Source organism: Arcticibacter tournemirensis (assembly GCF_006716645.1).
In the GTDB taxonomy this organism is placed as follows: domain Bacteria; phylum Bacteroidota; class Bacteroidia; order Sphingobacteriales; family Sphingobacteriaceae; genus Arcticibacter; species Arcticibacter tournemirensis.
This window is the reverse complement of the sequence record NZ_VFPL01000001.1, coordinates 105463-124735: the sequence shown is the minus strand read 5'-3', so window position 1 is coordinate 124735 and position 19273 is coordinate 105463. Positions and strand designations below refer to the sequence as shown.

The window sequence follows — 19273 nt, the reverse complement described above, 5'->3', positions numbered from 1 at the left end:
CTTCTCCGGCTTTCTCTCAATAACAATTTATATTTTTTTATGTTCAGGAGGTTAAATACCCGAACGTTTAACTTATACCCCTGGGATTTTACCTGCGAAATTTCTCATAGCTTCGCCCGGATTGACCTCTTTCATGAAATTCTCTCCAATGAGAAATCCATTAAAACCTGCTTTCTTTAGTTCAGCAATTGTTTCAGGGTTGCTAATACCACTCTCTGACACCTTTAAAAAGCGGTCGGGAATTTTATCTGCCAGATCAAAAGAATGCTGAACAGAAACCGAAAAATCACTCAGATTTCTGTTGTTTACCCCTATAGCATCCAAGTCGTCGCAAATACTCTCTTCCAGTTCCCGCAGATTATGTACTTCAAGCAATACGTTCAATCCAATACTTTTTGCCAGCCGGGCAAACTTAACAACAGTTTGGGGCTTCAGGATGGAGGCAATGAGTAAAATGATGTCTGCGCCAATGGCCTTTGCTTCGATGATCTGATGTTCATCAAGAATAAATTCTTTTCGCAGGATAGGAATGGTGTTCACCGCCCTTGCCTCTACCAGGTCTCTGATACTGCCGCCGAAGAACTTTTGGTCCGTCAGCACGGATAGGGCCGAGGCTCCCGCATCAGCGTATTGCTTGGTTATCATTGACGCTTCTACCTTATTGTTAATAATGCCCTTCGATGGTGAGGCCCGTTTAAACTCGGCAATGATGCCGGTCCTTTCAGGCGCAAGCATAAATTCCCGCAGCGAATAACACTTTCTTTCAAACAGTTCGCTTTCTTCCAACCGCGTTATAGGTACCGATGCCCGTGCTTCTTTAATCTCTATAAGCTTGTGAGATACAATCTCGTCAAGAATACCTCCCGGTCGCTTAAATGGAGATGAAGAATCTGATATATACATACTTAATTTTTTTTAGCTATTGTTAATTGGCCAATTGCTGTTGGCTTTCAGCAATCAGCAATTGGCCTTTAGCAGTTGGTAATTGACTGTTAGCAATACTTTCCATTTTTAACTCTTAACTTTCCACTTTTAACCTTCTGCTTTCTCCCCTTAGCCTTCAACTTTCCACCTTTAACTTTCCACCTTTAACTTTCTAGTACGACCTGCAATACTTAACCCTCGGCCAGCCAGTTTTGGATCATTGCTTTTCCATATTCAGTAAGAACCGATTCAGGATGAAACTGCACTCCCTTCACATTATATTTTAGATGCCTTAGGGCCATTATCACGCCTTCTGTGTCTTTGGCAGTAATTTTGAGGTCATCAGGAAGATCTTCCTGATTTACAGCCCAGGAATGATATCTGCCGATTTTAAACGTTGCAGGCAGCCCATTAAACAGAGGCTCTTGATTATCGAGTACCTGCATATCTGTCGCTCTTCCGTGTACCGGATACGACAAGTTATAGAGGCTACCGCCAAATACTTCTGCAATTGCCTGGACTCCGAGACATACACCTAAAATACTCTTTTTCGTAGCGTAGGTCTTAATTACATCCAGAAGTAAACCGGCTTCCGAGGGGATGCCAGGTCCGGGGCTTAATACAATCTTGTCAAACTGTTCTACATCCTCCAGCTTAAACTTATCGTTCCTCCACACGGTGGGCTGATGGCCGCATTCATTGAGCAGGTGTACAAGGTTAAACGTGAACGAATCGTAGTTATCTATTACTAATATCTTCATTCTTCAATCTTTTGAATTTTAGGAACTATGCTCTCTGCCATTTCGATAGCTTTCCGTAAGGCCATGATCTTATTGTTCACTTCAGTCAGTTCACTCTGTGGATCTGAGTCAGCCACTATCCCGGCGCCGGCCTGATAATGAAGTACATTATGCCGACTCATGAATGAGCGGATCATGATCGCATGATTAAAATCGCCGTTGAATCCCATATACCCGATTGCTCCGCTGTAGAAGCCACGTCCCGCATTTTCATAACGGTCTATCAGCTGCATGGCCATATATTTTGGTGCACCGCTTAAGGTCCCGGCGGGAAAAGTATCGCCTACTACATAAAACGGATCTGCTTCTGATTGTAGCCTGCCAGTTACTTTAGAAACCAGGTGAATGATATGCGAATAATACTGCACTTCCTTGAACGCCTTTACCTGCACTTCATTACAGTGACGACTCAGATCGTTGCGGGCCAGGTCTACAAGCATCACATGTTCTGCACTCTCTTTGGGATCGTTCTCAAGTTTTTCAGCAAGCTGGGCGTCAAGTATATCATTTCCAGTACGTCTGAAAGTACCTGCTATAGGGTAGATCGTTGCCTCCCCGTTCTTAATAGTAAGTTGGGCTTCCGGAGAAGATCCGAATAACTTAAAGTTCCCATAATCAAAATAGAACAGGTAGGGCGAGGGGTTTATGGAACGAAGAGCCCGGTAAACATTAAATTCATCGCCAAGAAATGGTTTTGAAAAGCCTCTCGAAGGAACTATCTGGAACACATCTCCCCGGTAGATGTGTTTTTTCATATTCTCTACTATTTGGATAAACTCGTCGTCTGTTTGATTCGAGCTTTCTACAGCTATCGTTTCGAAAGGATACTGGGGGAAATCTTTATTCTGAGTCAGATACTGAAGCCTCTCCAGTCCTCCCTGTCCGTCTTTCTCTGTTTTGTGTTCAAATAGATAAAGCTCATTCTTAAAATGATCGATCGCAATTACATAGCGATAGATATGATACTGCATCATCGGGATGCTCCGTTCTTCCGAAAGAGGCGAGTTTAAACGGATATCTTCAAAGTGCTGAATTGTTTCGTATGTGAAATATCCGAACAGTCCATTGGAAATAAACTTAAAAGAACTATCGTCATCATATTCAAACTGGTTGCGAAAATAGGTTACCTGCTCCTGGAGATTGAGTTCCTGTGTTGCTATCTCATTGGATAATCCATCGGGATAATAGGCCCTAAAAGCATTTTTATCAAGAGTTATTCCTGCAATAGGATCACAGCAAACATAACTCATGCTATTCTCGCGGCTGTGGTAATCTGAACTTTCAAGCAGGATGCTATTGGGGAAAACGTCGCGGAGACGTAAATAAATGCTTACCGGAGTCGTAGTGTCCGCAAGCAATTTCTTATAGGAAGTATATAATCTATACATAATATTAAGCTGTTTTCTGTTTCGTTTACGACTACCGGGAAATAAAAAACCCGGCGTTTTAGCGTCGGGTTATATTTATTATCTGTTTCGGTTGCAAAAACTATTCAGTATAAACATATCTGTTCCCGGCGCTGCTTATAGCGTGCCACCACCAGTTTTGAGTATGTTTTATGATTAACATTTTACAAATGAAGTTAAAGCAAATTGAAATAGCAAACTTTTTGTAATATTAACGACTGATACCTAAAAGAGGTCGGCCTCCCAGAACGATCGCTATAACAATTATAAGTAAAGCCAAGCCAAAATATATAGCTATAGAACGGTGTTTTGCAACATTGTTCAGTGCCCTTTTTGATTTGGCATTCCCTATAGTGATGAGCACTGCGGCAATCAACATCATTGCAACATGCTCTACGGTCCAGTAACGAAGTGTACTGTCCTTCATTGTTGCACCTCCGAACTGAACGAAAGGACTATAAAAGTAAAGAACAAGGCCGAGCACAACTTGCAGGTGCGTAGAGATAAGTGTGATCAGATTAAGACTTTTATTCCCCTTGGTATAATCCCTGTTTCCAAACCAGCCCGCAAAAGCAAGAATAACAGCGATTACCAATGCAAAAAAAACAACAAAACGTAGTCCGGAATGGGCCTGAAATAAAATCTCGTACATAAAAACGCTAATTAATATCCAAAGAAACAAAAAATGTACGGATAAAAAGAATATTACCAGCTTGGTGAACCTGTAGTAAATAAGATTACAATAGAACCATACTTTCCTGAATGCTGTTTACAGTGGTTTATGTTGTGAAACAGAATTCTCCCTGTTACCTTATAAGAATGTAAAAGATATCAAATGAACTCAGAACATACCGATCAATATATAGAAAAAGAGTCGACGTCGGTAAATAATCATCTTGCGAACGAGCGGACTTTTCTGGCCTGGATAAGGACAAGCATCGTATTAATGGGTTTTGGGTTTGTTGTGGTTAAGTTTGCGCCGTTTATTCGGCAGATTTCCTTTGTTCTGGGCGATAGTAGCTACAGCACAGGACTTCCGGGAAAAGCTTACTCCTCAATTATCGGCGTGCTGCTGGTAGCCATAGGGACGCTAACAGCAGCATGTAACTTGAGCGTAAATCATTTACCAATGTTTTGCACGTATGAATATAAATAGCAGATTTGCATTTGTAAATTTTGAAATATGCGGAGTTCTCTTTTGTTAGTATTTTTTTTATCTCTTTCTTTTTGCTGTTTCTCCCAGTCGAAGTTTAGTAATCTTTTCCAGTTTAGTTATATCGCTTCTTCAGGCGGGGGTGACGGAAGTATTGTTGGCTTAAAGTATATAGGAAGCGTTGCTGCCGGTGAGCATATTACTGCAGGAGCGGGGATAGCACACGACATATGGTTTGATAACAGAATCAGAACTTTTAACTTTAGCAGCGTTCTGGCCGATTTACGATACTATTTTAAAGGCAGCGGTGCCGGTTCGAATTTCTTCTTTACGCCAGGCTATGCTGTAAAAGTGTCAGACCGATCATCGACCGGCTTTAATCTGAACACGGGATTGGGGTCAAAGATTGAGTTGAATAGCCAGCAAAAACTGATGGTAGGCCTCGGCTTTGATTTTCATAACGTACAGGATGAAGGCTTCAAACGAACCTTTAGGGGAGTAACATTTAATTTGGGCCTGGTTTTTTAACCGAAAGTACGGTTAATTATATCCCTTGGCTTTTAACTTTTCATGAAACTGCTCACCGAGCTTTTTGCCCCATTCCTGACCTACCTGCATCGATTCCTGCGTAATAAGCGGCGTCTTTTCTGCCAGCTTTCTACCGATAGGACTTTGATAAAATTCAATTAATTTTCGCAAATCGGCTTCAGTAAAATGTTTCTGGTAGATAGGGGCAAACATGTTTACCAGGTCGTCCAGAGAAGTCTGCGAAAATTCTTTTTCGATCTCTATCCAGGCAGATTCAGGCACATTTGACTTTTGCTGCTTAAACATCGTAAACATCTGTTTAACCATTGTTGAAAAAGTAGCTTCAGTGCCTGCGGTCTGTAACATTTTCCTGAGAGTGCTCTTATAACTGTCGTTGCTCTGTGCGAAAGAAAGATTGAATGATGTAAGAAGAATTACGGATGTGATAAGGAGTTTTTTCATGATTTCTTTATTTAATGATTGTTGGGTTAGTATTAACAAGAGAAAAAATTACACTGTCGAGAAATTTACCGGCAAAGTAGTAATTCTCTTTGAAATAGGCTTCTTTTACAAAGTTGTTTTTCTCTAACAGTAGTATAGATGCGACATTCGCCGGATTGCAATTTGCTTCCACCGAATGAAGATTAAGCGTATTAAAGCCAAATGCTATAACTTCCGACAGTGCCTCCTGCATTAGTCCCCTACGTTGATATTCAGGAAATAACATATAGCCTATTTCAGCCCTATAATGCTCTTTCTCAATCCTCCAGAACCCTATAGTCCCTATTAGTTCATTGGTATCTTTGGGTGTAATGGCCCAATTGATACTATTGTTGTTGTCTAAATTGTCGTGTATCTTTTCAACAAACTCTCGGGCTTCATCCAACGAGGCCATCTTGGGTCTGTCGAGGTACTGAAGTACCGAGTCATCTGAACGTAGCCTGAATAAAGCCGCTGCGTCAGAAAGCAGGGGCTTTCTCAGCGTCAGACGTGATGTCTGAAGTACGGGGAAAGGATCAAAATTAAGATTCAAATTCATCAGATGAGCTCTCGTTGACTGCATGGCGCAAATACTGTTCAAACTTAATTGAAATTATTTGATATGCAAATATATGTTAGCCGCCGCGAATGATTACCTGGTCTTTTTGTAGTCTACTACCACGCCGTCCACTAACAGTTTATTATTTTTTATAACAGACTTCTTTCCCGGGGGGACAGACACCAGCACTACAGATTGCGCCGAGGGTATCGTTATTGATACAGATTTCTTTACATTTCTTGCTATGAACTTTTGTGTAATCAGATCATATATATCTATGTTTTCGTTTGTTTTGAAGGCTATTGTTTTTTTTGACGGGTAGGGGTTGTAAAAAAGGAAGGTGGGGTAAGCTTTCTGATGAAAGAAGTCGGTGGCGAGCAGGTCGAGTTTTAGAATTCCTTCTACATCAGTCTTCTCGACGGTGCCACCGAAAATGCCGGCATGGGCGCTGCCATAAACGCTGAATTGCGACTCTGCCGGATTTTTACCCTGTACCCATTTGGGACCGTCGCCTTGTGCTACCGGGGCTTCCAACGACTGATACAAAGTGTCGAATGTAGAAGCTTTGGCAATACCTTCGTAAGCGATAACTCCTTTTGTTACTTCGGCACGTTCGGGAATAGTTTGGTGTTCAGCTGGAATAAATTGCGGATAGAAAAGACGGGAAGCGTTTACAGCATTGAGCATCCATTTTCCGATAGCGTTAGCGTAGGCGGGCTCGTACCTTACAAGTGGAAGTAACGGCCATGCTGCGTCGAAGGTATTCATCAGGAATCCATAACCTCCATGATCTACGGTACTGCCTACGGTACCTGAAATATCGTAGCCGTTCCACTTTCCTATCAGCACGCCCCAGCCTTCACGGCACACTGCTGTACCGTCAAACGACCAGTTAAGCATTTTCTGAACATCAAAACTGGTACCCTGCTCTGCATTTAAGGCAGCGGCCATATAGGCTCCAAATGGCATGAGTAATTCATAGGTCGGATTCACCTGGTTCTTTTCCAAAGCCTTCATCGCACTGATGGCTCCCTGCAAATATCTTTTATCACCGAATCTTTTATATGCAGAATATAACACCCACGCATGTCCTGCTGCTGCATCAGGTTGAGCACAGATATTATTAACCATCGGCTTCATTTTTCCGTAGTCGAAATAGGAATAATTATAATTACCGTTTAAAATCGAATCAGCTTTATAGAACTTCTCTGCAATGCTTTTTGCAAGTCTGTCGAAGTCGGGTTCCGAAGGATATCGTTCATAGATGGCATAAAACAGTACATTTGGATATACATCGTACCACCAGTCGCGGCCGTATCCCCCGCCAAGCAATGCAACTTCAGGGGCAGTATTATTCATCATAATATCCCAGCCGGTACCGCTGTTGAAATAGTTTTTAAGCATCCCGACGTAGTTCATTTTATTCTGATTGCTTTTGTCGATTCCTGAGAGGGTAGCTCCAAGTACAGAACCCATATTGGCTAATGCTTCATGAAACATACCCTTGTTGATCCCCGAACCTTGTCGTACATCTCCGATCGCAGTAAACATCCCAACAACAGGCTGCTTAAAGTTCTTACCGGTAGTATCTATCCAAACCAGGGGCCAATATTTACCGGTCGCATTGAAATCGTACACTGTTTTATCGAAACGAAGAGCCATGTCTTTCCAGTCGATAATCTGAAGCGGCTGAGGCATATCGGGCATCTTGTCGACTCTGGGGATCTGCACTTGCTTTATCTGTGCGTAGCTACCAATATAAAGGAGCAGGTATAGTATAGTGAAGATGATCTTTCTGTTATACATATTGTTGTTGGACTTGAGTATTTAATGGTGTTACTATTGACTTCCCGTCGCGGATAATACTTTTTGCTACCCAAAATGAGCTAAGCTGCAGTACTGCTACAATAATAATAGCATAGCGAAGTGCGACTTCGTTTGAGAAAAAATAAGCTAGCAGTAAAAAAGTACCGGCCCCTGTAAGCCGTCCGAGATATAATCCAGCTTCATGATTTAAAATGTAAGCGAATTCGCTGCGTTTTTCCTTTTTCGAAAGGATATCAATGACGCTGAACTGTATGGGGAAATAGGCCAGATCTAACAGAGGTTTTGCGAGCAACAGGAATAACATGAATAAGATCACGCCGGTAGAATTGAACAGGATGCCATTGATAAGAGCTGCAATGGTAAATAGCAACAAACCGGTGCCAAATACGTAAACCCGGTGGTGTGGCTTGGTTATTCTCCCGATGATGTACATCAGAATAGCGGCAAATATAGCACCTATAGACTGTGCAGTCCCCAGCGCCCCCTCCTGTCCAAGCAGCAGCATGATCAGCATGGCTGGTGCAGTAACCAGAAATCCCTGTACAAGGCCTTTTAATGAAGCCAGGAAAAGTAGCTTATGCCAGTATGGATCGAACTTAAAATAGAGAAATTTTTTGTTAACCGGATTACTGAACTTTCCCTTGAAGCACATCGCAGACGCAATAATGGTGATAACGAAAACGATTCCCGTTACGGCTTTATATGCGATCTTTGCGTCTCCTGAGCGTGCTGAAAGCTCTATAAACCAACCTATCATAACAGGTATTATAACGGCAATGACCGTATAAAAGAATGTTTCGAGCCCGTAATAGTAATTGCGGTTTTCGTCATTCGTGGTAGAAAGTGCCAGGAAATCGCGATTTGCCCAGTAGAAGCCGAAGGACATGCCCATAACGATACCAGCAATGCCAACACCGGTGATGTCAAGTGTTTTGAGCGACATCATAATCGCCATGGATACGCCGCTCAGGATCATCCCGAGAGAATAAAGTACCTTTATGGGAAACCGGTTAAGGAGCCATCCGTTTATTAAGAACGTTAGGGGAATGCCCGAGTAAATGGTCAGCTGATACACTACAACTTTTGTGGGATCGTTTGAACTCCGCATGACGTAAGCGGCTACAAAAATATCGATTACTGGTAATACAATACTATATATGAGGTTGGTAAGTGTTAGTATCCTGAAATTGAGGTCTTGTTCGCCAAAGTAAGCGATCTCTTTCTTTAGTTTATTTAACATGATCATAGGTTAAAGAAGCCAGTATTTCAGCAATTGAAAACCTGGCACCACAAACAAACTCGTCTGCCGCGCCGTAGTAAATAGTTATTTCGTCGCCATTTACTATATGGCCATTTGTGAATACCACATGCCCGAAGAACCCGCTTAGCTCATAATTTTCGGAAGGCACCATTATCGGCTCGTCTGTCCGGGCCAGAACAACCGAAGGGTTGTCCAGATCGAGCAATACCGCGCCGAGGCAATACCGGTGTTGTGCATTTGCGCCATGGTATATCTCAAGCCAGCCTTTGTCTGTTTTAACAGGAGCGGCACCCGCACCTACTCTTTTGCTGTCCCATTTATCTGCACGGGTTTTTACCAGACACTTGTGCTTTCCCCAGTGTATACCATCAGGCGATTCGGCAATCCAGATGTAATTACCTCCCAGATCAACACTGCTCGGACGGTGCAGTGCATAAAACTTGCCGCCGATCTTTTCTTCAAAGATGGCGCAGTCCTTATTATGAGGAGGTATAATGATGCCTTCGTCGGTAAAAGTTTTCCAGTCATGTGTGGTTTTCATTCCTACCGCCACTCCGTTTGAAGATACGGCGGTGAAGGAGAGATAATAAGTTCCTTCGAGGAATGTAACGCGGCAGTCTTCTATTCCAAAAGCCTGGTGGTCGCCCGAACCGCTGAGAATATCATATCCTTCGGGCTCGTAAAAACGGATGCCGTCCTCACTGCATAATAATCGCAGATGTGAGAGTGTGGTAAGATAGTCGGCTCCTTTATATTTTATGATCCTTGGATCTTCTTTATTCAGATCAGGGTCATTTGATGGGATCTCGATTATTTCAATTCCTTCTGGGGTAAGGATCGGGAAAGAGATGAAGCCTTCTTTCTGAGCAGGCCTTTCGGCCACCCGTACAATGATCCAAATCTTTCCCTGGAAAGTAAACACTCCCGGATTAAGCAGGCAGGTTATTTCGAGTCCTGGCCAGCTTGGTTCAAGGTCGGACGGTGAAAGAAGAGGGTTCTCTATAAATCTGTGGGCTTTATCATTCATCATTTTTAAAATTTAGGATGTTCATATCCGGCTGGAGTCGTGTGGGCCTCTGGCCGGAAGAGTGTGCGATTTAATATCCTGGGTTCTGTGTAATTACTCCTGCTGTTTTATCAATCTCTCCCTGGGGTATAGGATAGAGATAGTTTTTGTCCTGAAAGTTCTTTCCGGCAGCAGTTAGGACCTGTTTGGCTATGCCCCATCTTTTCAGATCGTGAAAGCGTTGTCCTTCGAAGCCCAATTCTACCCTTCTTTCATGCATCAGCCAGCCTTTGATTTCATCTTTATTAGTTGATGTTGCATTTCTGGCGGGTAGTGTTCCCGCCGGAACAGCCGATCCATCTATTGCAGGTGTGGTTCTTGCCCGTTGCCGTATTTGATTTATGATTGCTATTGCTGCCGGATAATTACTGGTTTCGAGATAAGCTTCTGCTTTCCATAGTAGCACATCTGCAAAACGAATGTATATTTTGTTGCCGGGGGCGTCGTCGTTTCCTTTGTAGGTGCCGTTAGTGCTGCCGAGAAGTTTATTGACAGTTTTTGTTGCGCTGTTAACCGTGTACAGAAGCCGTGGGTCGTTTGATTCGAACTCATTTATAAAACCAGCTGTTGGTGCTACGAAGCCCCAGTCGAGCAAGGCGCTTAGTCCATTGCCTCTGGCCGGTAGTTTTCCGCTCTGATGGTCGTATGCGAATATTACCTCATCCTCGGTAAACTCTTCAGCTACACTGAAATTATCGAAATAATGAGCATTAAGGCTGTAAAAGCCCGAGGCTTCGAGTTCATTTACCAGACTGATCACCTCTTGCCAGTTTTTGTTATAGAGGGCAATCTTTGCTTGCAGGGCTGTTACAGCCCCTTTCGACACACGCCATCTCTCTGTGTTACTTGAGTATTTGGCAGCGGGGAGCAATGGTTTTGCTGCAGCAAGGTCGGCACTGATCTGCTCGCGAACCTGAGTGGCCGGTACCCTTATGGCTACCTTGTAGGCTTCGTTGAAATTCTCGAGCGGTTTCAATACAAGGGCAACATCTCCGAAGTTGTTAACCAGATCGAAATAGTAAAAGGCCCTGAGGAAATAAGCTTCACCAAGACACCTGTTTCTGAGCGATTCGTTCATTGATAAGGATGAAATCAGCTCGTTGTTAGTGAGATAGCTAATAGCCTGGTTGGTAACTGCGATACCTTCGTAGTCGAAGCTCCATATACCGTTAAAGGCGGCATTGTTCGCAGTGAACCGAAATCCAGAAACTTCATCCATCCAGGGCTGATCACCATCGGGCGCCCATTTTTTCTGCATGTCGTCGGAGGCCATATCCTGGATAACGAAGTCGGGCCGGATTACTGTTCCTTCCGGCCAGGCCCAGTTACCAATCAGGTTTAAGGTACTTGAAAGCATCTGGTAGGACCCATCAACTGTCGTAGTAATGGTATTTACTGTTGGAGTGGCATTGATCTGATCCGGAGTGATTAAACCTATCGGATCTTTATCCAGTTCCTTTTGGCAGCCTGCAGACACAACAAGGGCTGCGGTTATGATGTATATATATATCGGTTTCATATTATACTCCTTATGATTTAAAATTTAACATTCATGCCAAAGAGAAATGCCCTCGACTGCGGGTAGGTGCCCATGTCTATAGGATCAGTGGTCTCGGGATCAAGTCCCGTGTATTTTGTACTGGTATAGAGGTTCTGCCCTGAGACGTAAAGTCTGACGTTTTGAATTCCGGGGATCTTCTTCTTAAGTAAGGCGCCGAAGGAATATCCAATCTCTACGTTCTTAATCCGGAAATAAGACGCGTCTTCGACAAAAATGCTGGATACCCTACTGCTGCCATTGTCGGTGAAACTTACCCTTGGGATACTGTTTGTAGAGCCCTCGCCATTCCAGCTATCCAATACTGCCGTGGTATAGTTGAACGGACGGGTGTCATAATCAAGGATCTTCTTTCCGTCGTTATACTTATCCACGCCATTAACTCCCTGTAATAATACCGACAGATCAAAGCCTTTATAATTGCCCGACAGGTTCAGTCCATAGTTTAGCTTGGGTACAGGGTTGCCAATATAAGTGCGGTCGTTATCGTCTATTAATCCGTTACCATCGAGGTCACGGAATTTAATGTCGCCCGGTTTTTCTGAAGGATTGTTAGTAGCATACAGATGCTGGGTCACTTCACCGGCATTTTGGTAAATGCCTTCCATCTGATATCCGTAAAAGGCGCCAAGCTGGTGTCCAGGCGCGGTTTTGGTGTACGCATCCACTATCGCCGGACTGTTAGGATGTAGTTTTTTTACTTCATTATGTATCGCTGCAATGTTTCCATTGATGCCATACTGAAATTTTCCGATCTTATTCCGGTAGCTGACCGCCATCTCAAACCCTTTATTCTGTACCTCACCAGCGTTTACATACGTTGGCTTCACATTCCCTACCAGGCGTGGTAGCTGGATTTTCAGCAGCATATCACTCGTTTTTTTTGTGAAATAATCAAAAGAGAAATACAGGCTGTTTCTGAGCAATCCCAAATCAAGACCGATATTGTTTTGCAAAGTGGACTCCCATTTTAAATCGGGATTTCCGTAGCGGTCCAGAACATAACGATCCCCATTTTTTCTTAACAGCGTGAGAAAAGCATAATTGTCAATTTGTTGATTTCCAAGTTTCCCGGTGCTTGCCCTCAGTTTAAGATCAGTGATCCAGGGAAGATCTTTCATGAAGTTTTCCTGTGAGATCGTCCAGCCAGCTGAGATAGAGGGAAAATAGGCCCATTGATTATTTTCGCCAAAGCGTGAAGAAGCATCTGCCCTGTAATTGGCAGTGATCATATATTTTGAATTGTAAACATACGTAGCCGAACCAAACAGAGAGAATAAAGCCCATTCAGAACCACTTCCGCCATTCCACAGATCAGAACTGGTGTTCCCGAAATCAATGTATTGGAAAGAAGATGAGGTATAATCAAAGCGTGCCCGGGAAGCCGATATGCCAGATTCGGTAAATTTAATATATTCACTCCCTGCAAGTGCATTGAGGGAATGTCTTCCAAATGTTTTCACATAGTTTAGGGTATTGGTCCATGTGAGGTTCAGGTTTTGTCCCCTCTCCTCGCTTAGGTTGGTAGGTCTGTTCTGCCTGCCCATTCCTTTGCCTTTGTCCTTTTCAGCACCACCATTGTCGTCATCCCCAAAATTCTGGTTAAAGGCTTTGTTATGGTAATAGCTCAGGTCTATCCCAATATTCGTTTTTAGTTTTAGCGATTTATCGCCCAGAAAAGCATATTCTCCATAGAATGTCCCAAATGTTTTAAACCTGTTTCTTTTATCATTTGCAAAGTATGCAAGAGCGACAGGATTGGAAGTCTTTTCGAGATTTTGATCCCACTGACCAACGCCCTTAGCGTCTTTATAATAAAGAGGAAGATCTGTGAAGGGATCGGCAGCGCTATAGGTCGGGTCGGAAGGATCCTTGTATACTGCGAGTACAGGAGGACGCAGCAGAGCATGCCTGATAATGCCCGGAGCATCGCCGCTGGATGAAAGCCAATCCTGTTTTTCGTTTGAGATCTGCAGGTTTGTCCCAATCCTGAGCCTGTCTGTAAGGCTGGCATTAATATTTGTTCTGAAGTTTATTCTTTCATACTGGTCGTTGTTGAATACCACAATTCCGTCTTGCTTGTAGTAACCGCCAGAAAAAAGATATTGAACCTTTTCGCTTCCTCCGCTTGCTGTCAGCTGAGCGCTTTGAGAATGACCTGTTTCAAAAAGCTCGTCGAGCCAGTCGGTGTTAGCAAGATCTGTTCTCGTCTTCGCTATTGTGTAGGGATTATTTTGGAAGCCAGCGTTATTCCAGGCTTCTTCCTGCTTGTTCAGATACTGGGTAGAGTTGAGCATGTGCGGAAGATTAGTTACCTGCTGAGCTCCGTTAAAATAGTTTAGTTCTATGACGGGCTTTCCTGCCATTCCCTGCAAGGTGGTAATCACCACTACTCCATTAGCGGCGCGTGATCCGTAAATAGCAGCAGACGCCGCATCCTTAAGAACGGTAAAGGTTTTAATGTCTGCAGGATTCAGCGATGAAATGTCTTTTGTAGGATTGCCATCGACGATGTAAAGCGGATCATTATCTCCGATGGTTCCCAAGCCGCGGATACGCACCTGGATAGGGTCGCCGGGAGCCCCTGTGCCCTGTGTTACCGTGACTCCTGCGATCTGCCCCTGCACTACCTGAGATACATTTGGAACTCTTCTGGTTTCCACGTCTTCCATATTGACGGTGCTTACAGCGCCACTTATCGAGCCTTTCCGTTGTGACGTGTAACCCACAACGACCACTTCATCTAAGCTGGAAGTGCTGGGCTTCAATTGCACATTGATAACAGCATTTCCGCTGTAGGGAACGGTTGTTTTGTCGAATCCTATATAGGTAAAGACGAGCGACTGAGGAGAGCCGGCCTGAAGGGTAATGACATAATTGCCGTTAATATCTGTCGGGACGCGGTTCTGAGTAGAAGTCTGCTGAACTACTACACCGGGCAGGCCAAGGTTGCTGTTGTCTGTAACCTTCCCGGTAATTTTTACCTGAGCCACGCTGCTGAAAGCGGCGAGTATCAGAAAAAGGTTTATAAAACCAATAAAGAGGTATCGATTACTTTTCATATAATTTTGTTTGGTTGATGCAAAAGTAGTCCCGGCATAGCGGGTTGGTGGTTCACTATAGTATCATTTTAGTCCACTGAATCAGGCTTAATGCATTTTTTTGGGTTTTGTCCTGGTCAGGAGTCTTGTATGTTTGCTTCAAATTGTTTGGCGCGGTAGTCGTTGGGGGCACATTGATAGATCTTTTTAAATTCCCGGAAGAAATACGATTTACTGTTAAATCCTGTACGGTAAATAATTTCAGAGACCGTGTACTGCGAGTTGCGGAGCATATCAGCGGCATGCTTAAGACGGATCCTCTTAATAAATTCAGCGGGTGTCATCCCCGCGAGCGACTTGAGCTTTCGGTAAAGCTGCATTTTGCTGATAGAAAGCGCAGACTCTATCGTATTCGCGTTAAGCCCCGGCTCGTCGAGGTTATTCTCTATTACTTTTAAAATAGATTCCAGAAACGCCTTATCGGCCTCGGCAATATCGGTGTTCATAAACTGACTGCTGATATTCTGGTCTTTCACCAATTCCTTCATGCGGCTCCGGTAGTCGATCAGCTTACGCACTCTTACCTGAAGGTAGTTTATATTGAATGGTTTGGGAATGTAGGCATCGGCGCCTACTTCATAGCCTTCCTCTTTATTCTCTTCAGTTCCCTTCGCAGAAAGAATGATGAAAGGGATCTGGGCAGTGGCTGGTGTATTCTTTACTTCACGGCAAAGCTCCAGTCCGTCCATGCCAGGCATCATTACATCACTGATAATCAGATCGGGCATGTTTTTCTTTAATAGAGCCAATGCTTCTTCGCCGTTGCCGGCTTCATAAACGATATACTGGTCTTTTAAAACCTGGTGAATCAGGTAGCGTAATTCGAGGTTATCTTCAACTATCAGGATACTATGTTTTGTTTTCTGATGCAGTTCGTCGATCAGACTAATCTTGTTGCCTTCATCACTGTTTAAAAGTACGGGTTGTTCATAGTGCTGCAGTAGTGATTCATAGAGATATGAGGGAGCCGATGTAGCAACTTCATTTTCGTCGACCTCGCCTGAGCTCGTTTTAACGGGCAGGCAAAGGATAAATTCGATAGTTCCTGCATGAAGTTCAACGCTAATGCTTGCTTTCAGTAACGTTGCCAGTTCTTTTGCAAAAGACAGCCCGATGCCTGTGCTGGGTTTCTCATAGCTTGATCCATCTTTGGTGTAAAACTTATTAAAAAGCAGTTTTACATCTTCATCCGTTAGTTTGCATCCAGCGTTTACTACGCGAATGCAGAGTTCGTTTCGTTTTTTGCTATAACTTGCCTTAAACGTAACTGCATCCTGCGGGCCGGAATGTTTAAAAGCGTTTGACAGCAGATTAAACAAAATTTTCTCCAATTTATCTTTATCAACAAAACCGGCGATGCCATCCTGTATTTCCCTGTTATAAGGTTTTCCAAGCTTTCTGCTTTCGGTGATAAAAAGGGATGTAAGGCTGTTGAGCATCTTGCTGATGTCAATGTAATGATCCGTCCTCTTTAAAAAGCCGGCCTCCGCTTTTCTGAATTCAAGTAACTGCTGTACGAGGTAGGTAAGCCTCACTGAATGCTGATAGACAAGCGACAGGAAGTAGTTGTTTTCTTTATTCTTCAATAGCTCATTCTTTCTCGATACCAAAAAATGTTCTACTGAGCCCGTGATCAGCGTCAGAGGAGTTTGAATTTCGTGTGCTATGTTTGTAAAGAAATTTAGTCGCTGCTGATGGATGCTCTCATCTTTCTGGCGCAGATGATACTCCATTTCGAGTTTATATTTCATCTCCAGCTTGTTTTTCCGGTACAAATGAAACAGGTAACCTGAAATGATAAGGACAGTGAGGTAAAGGCCAAGCGCGGGATATGAGAGCCAGATATATTGTTTGATTCTTAATTTGAAAACGGGAGTTGGTATGGTCCAGTTGCCCTCTGCATTTGACCATCTGACAAAGAGCGTATAATGCCCGGGCGGAATACTATTATAAACAATACTCCCGTTAGTAGCTGAATAGTTCCAGTTTTTATCAATCCCCTCCAGCTTGTAACTGAATTCGTTTTTTACAGGATTGATAAAGCTGATTGATTTAAGGTTAAGCCTGAAGAAATTCATTTCCCGCTCAGCTACATATTCCGGAACTTCGTCTTTTGCAGATCGCAAAACCTGAATGCGGTTTTCATTTGTACTTTTTCCTCCAACCTGCAGTTGCGATACCAGGAGGTTCGGTTGCCTGCTGTCTCCTCTTATATTTTGCGGAAGGAAAAAATTGAAGCCGTAAATACCGCCAAAGAACAAATAGCCGGTGTTGGACTTCCAGACTGCACCGTCGCTGAATTCGTTGCTTTGTAATCCGTCGTTTTCATTATAGGTGGTAATGATGTTGGTGCCGGCCCTAAGCCGGGCGAGCCCTTTGTTGGTACTTAACCAGATGTCGCCATTGCCGCCTTCTTCTATTGCATGAATCGTATTATTAGGTAGCCCATCGTCCATGGTAAATCCGACAAACTGAGGTTTCTCTTTCAATGATTCCCTATAACTGAGGTAATTAAGGCCAAAACTAGTCCCGATCCATAAACCCTTTTGCTTGTCGCAATACAGGGAAAGAACATCATTGTTAGAGAGGCTGTTTTGTCCGCCGAATGCCTTGAATGTCTTAAAGCGGCCATTCTCCTTGTCAAGAACGCTTAATCCTCCATAGCGGCAGGCTATCCACAGATGTCTTTCATCTGTATTGGAGATCGCATAGATAATATCATTCGCCAGTCCTTCTGTTTTTTCCGAAAGGTACTGTCCGAAGCTTTTAATAAACAAGGTGCCTGTAGTAGTAGTACCCAATTGAAGGTGTATCAGGCCGCTGCCGCTGGTTCCCAACCATAGAGAGCCGTCGCTGTCTTTTTGAATAGCATATACAGAACTGAATGGCGGAAGTTTCGCAGACCCGTCAATATCGGACCATTGGATCAGTCGTTTTGAATTTAAATCGTAGATGTTTATGCCTGCGCCATCCGTGCCGATATACACATATGGATAGGACTTTTTCAGTGCGTATACCGAATTATTATTGAGTCCTCCGGCGGTATTTAAGATACTGCTTTGAAGTTTGTTTTTATCTGTTGTCCAAAAGTCTTTCAACCTGATAATCCCTTTGCCTTTAGTGCCAATCCATAGATCACCTTCAGCTTCGCAAAATGCTCTTGCCGGCTTATTAAATGCAGCCTCTTCTGCTTTTGATATCAGACCGAAAAGGTTTTTTTTAGGATAGATCCTGATCAGCCCATTGCCATCAGTGCCCATCCATAATGTGCCTTCCTTTGATGAAAGTACATGAAGCACTTTGATACCTGCCAGCTTTTTTAGCTCTCCGGCCATAAATGAGGAACTCCGAAAGTACTTATCGTAAACTCTGAGTTCCTGATTCTCGAACAGCACCAGATAATAAGAATTGTAACTGCAAATAGATTTAATGCCTGTCAGCTTTCTATTGGTTCTTACAAAGGTATCTTTGGTTTCTGAATATAAATAGCCATTGCAATAGAGGTATAACATGTCGCCGACGTAAAAGAAATTGTCGATTCCGGAGGGGTGTTTAATTACGCGCAGAGCCCTTAGCCTGTTGCCGTAGTACTTGCAAACGGCTAGCTCGCCATTGTCCTGAAGAAGCCAGAGCAGGCCTCTTTTGTCAAGGGCCATTTTGATCACCTTCCTGTTCTGTGATGGTATATTGATTTTAACAAAGGTGTCTTTTATGGGATCAAACCGAAGTAATCCTTCGGTTTTACTATAACAAAATACTTGTCCGAGGCTGTCAGCAACAAGCTCGAACTCCTTCTCGGTTATCTTGCGCCGGGAGCTGTTATTGTAAAAATATTGATGTAACTCTCCTCCCCTTTTGTCGATACGGGTAATTCCCCCTATGGTATTTACCCAGATATTCCCATCCTGTCCTTCGGTAATGTCCTGTATTACATTACTTCCTATACCGTTGCTGCCCGATCTGTTGTTTGTGTAGTTATAGACTTTAAAATCAGTTCCATCGAACATGTTTAAACCGTCCCAGGTGCCGGCCCAGAGAAGGAGGTCTTTGTCTTCGTATACTACATTTACGGCACTGTTGGACAACCCGTTGCTATTGTCGAGTTGTTGGAAGTAGAAGCTGCTGTTACCCCTGGCCCCCTGGCTTTTAAATGAACACAGAAGAAAAAGCAGGCAGAAATATGTGATTTTTTGGACCATCTTGAGAAGCGGACTTCATAAGTTGAGATGAAGCATCAATATACAAATTGTTTAGCTAAAGTTGAATAGTACTAAGTTATACGTAATAACTTGTAAATTGTATAATCGTCAAATGATTTATTGTTTTTTAATAAGGTTAAGACTATCTGTCGCTTTATTCTTAAAACTTACGACTTATTAAGTATAACTTAACATTGGTAAAACTATAAGGAATTGTTAACTATATTAATTATCAGGGTTCGGTATCAATTGCTTTTAAAAAAATAAGCTCCCGATGGGCGAGAGCTCAAACTAACCAATTATAAACCTAAATTAAACGAAAGGGCTGTAAGGGAAGGAATCGAACCTTCAAGGAGTGGTTAGCTGTTGCCAGTTTCCCGTATTCTCCGCCACCGAGACAAGGAGGTGTGT

14 protein-coding genes are annotated in these 19273 nt (G+C 43.2%); 2 read left to right on the top strand and 12 right to left on the bottom strand.

Features of this window, described 5'->3' with window-relative positions; all coding sequences use genetic code 11:
* Positions 1–72: 72 nt before the first annotated feature.
* From trpC to BDE36_RS00545, 4 genes are all read right to left on the bottom strand, one after another.
* Positions 73–903 (bottom strand): indole-3-glycerol phosphate synthase TrpC, encoded by an 831-nt coding sequence (gene trpC, locus BDE36_RS00560; RefSeq protein WP_141813330.1) that lies wholly within the window; start codon positions 901–903, stop codon positions 73–75.
* A 212-nt stretch (positions 904–1115) separates the two neighbouring features.
* Entirely contained in the window at positions 1116–1685 is a 570-nt protein-coding gene (locus BDE36_RS00555) for an anthranilate synthase component II (RefSeq protein ID WP_141813329.1), read from the bottom strand.
* Positions 1682–3112, bottom strand: coding sequence for an anthranilate synthase component I family protein (locus BDE36_RS00550; RefSeq protein WP_202618209.1), 1431 nt, complete (start codon positions 3110–3112; stop codon positions 1682–1684). The genes BDE36_RS00555 and BDE36_RS00550 overlap by 4 nt, the downstream gene beginning before the upstream one ends.
* A gap of 229 nt (positions 3113–3341) precedes the next feature.
* Complete coding sequence (locus BDE36_RS00545) at positions 3342–3782, bottom strand: cytochrome B (RefSeq protein WP_141813327.1); 441 nt, start codon at positions 3780–3782, stop codon at positions 3342–3344.
* A gap of 183 nt (positions 3783–3965) precedes the next feature.
* Between BDE36_RS00545 and BDE36_RS00540 the strand changes: the two genes are divergently transcribed.
* Both BDE36_RS00540 and BDE36_RS00535 read left to right on the top strand, forming a co-directional pair.
* Complete coding sequence (locus BDE36_RS00540; protein ID WP_141813326.1) at positions 3966–4286, top strand: YidH family protein; 321 nt, start codon at positions 3966–3968, stop codon at positions 4284–4286.
* A 27-nt stretch (positions 4287–4313) separates the two neighbouring features.
* On the top strand, positions 4314–4811 hold the full coding sequence (locus tag BDE36_RS00535) for a hypothetical protein (protein ID WP_141813325.1): 498 nt from the start codon (positions 4314–4316) through the stop codon (positions 4809–4811).
* 12 nt (positions 4812–4823) lie between these two features.
* On the opposite strand, the gene BDE36_RS00530 is transcribed toward BDE36_RS00535, so the two are convergent.
* From BDE36_RS00530 to BDE36_RS00495, 8 genes are all read right to left on the bottom strand, one after another.
* A complete protein-coding gene (locus BDE36_RS00530; RefSeq protein WP_128770709.1) occupies positions 4824–5273 on the bottom strand; it encodes a DUF2059 domain-containing protein in 450 nt (149 codons plus the stop codon).
* Between the two features lie 7 nt (positions 5274–5280).
* Positions 5281–5874, bottom strand: a complete 594-nt coding sequence (locus BDE36_RS00525; protein WP_141813324.1) for a GNAT family N-acetyltransferase — start codon at positions 5872–5874, stop codon at positions 5281–5283.
* A 69-nt stretch (positions 5875–5943) separates the two neighbouring features.
* On the bottom strand, positions 5944–7656 hold the full coding sequence (locus BDE36_RS00520) for a hypothetical protein (protein ID WP_141813323.1): 1713 nt from the start codon (positions 7654–7656) through the stop codon (positions 5944–5946).
* Positions 7649–8917, bottom strand: coding sequence for an MFS transporter (locus tag BDE36_RS00515; protein WP_141813322.1), 1269 nt, complete (start codon positions 8915–8917; stop codon positions 7649–7651). The genes BDE36_RS00520 and BDE36_RS00515 overlap by 8 nt, the downstream gene beginning before the upstream one ends.
* Positions 8907–9968 (bottom strand): glycoside hydrolase family 130 protein, encoded by a 1062-nt coding sequence (locus BDE36_RS00510; RefSeq protein WP_317132932.1) that lies wholly within the window; start codon positions 9966–9968, stop codon positions 8907–8909. Before BDE36_RS00510 ends, BDE36_RS00515 begins: the two co-directional genes overlap by 11 nt.
* Positions 9969–10035: 67 nt before the next feature.
* Positions 10036–11523, bottom strand: a complete 1488-nt coding sequence (locus tag BDE36_RS00505; RefSeq protein ID WP_141813321.1) for a RagB/SusD family nutrient uptake outer membrane protein — start codon at positions 11521–11523, stop codon at positions 10036–10038.
* Positions 11524–11540: 17 nt separating this feature from the next.
* Complete coding sequence (locus BDE36_RS00500) at positions 11541–14624, bottom strand: SusC/RagA family TonB-linked outer membrane protein (protein ID WP_141813320.1); 3084 nt, start codon at positions 14622–14624, stop codon at positions 11541–11543.
* 116 nt (positions 14625–14740) lie between these two features.
* The gene (locus BDE36_RS00495) at positions 14741–18862 is read right to left on the bottom strand and encodes a hybrid sensor histidine kinase/response regulator transcription factor (RefSeq protein WP_141813319.1); all 4122 of its coding nucleotides are present in this window, start codon (positions 18860–18862) and stop codon (positions 14741–14743) included.
* Positions 18863–19273: the final 411 nt, after the last annotated feature.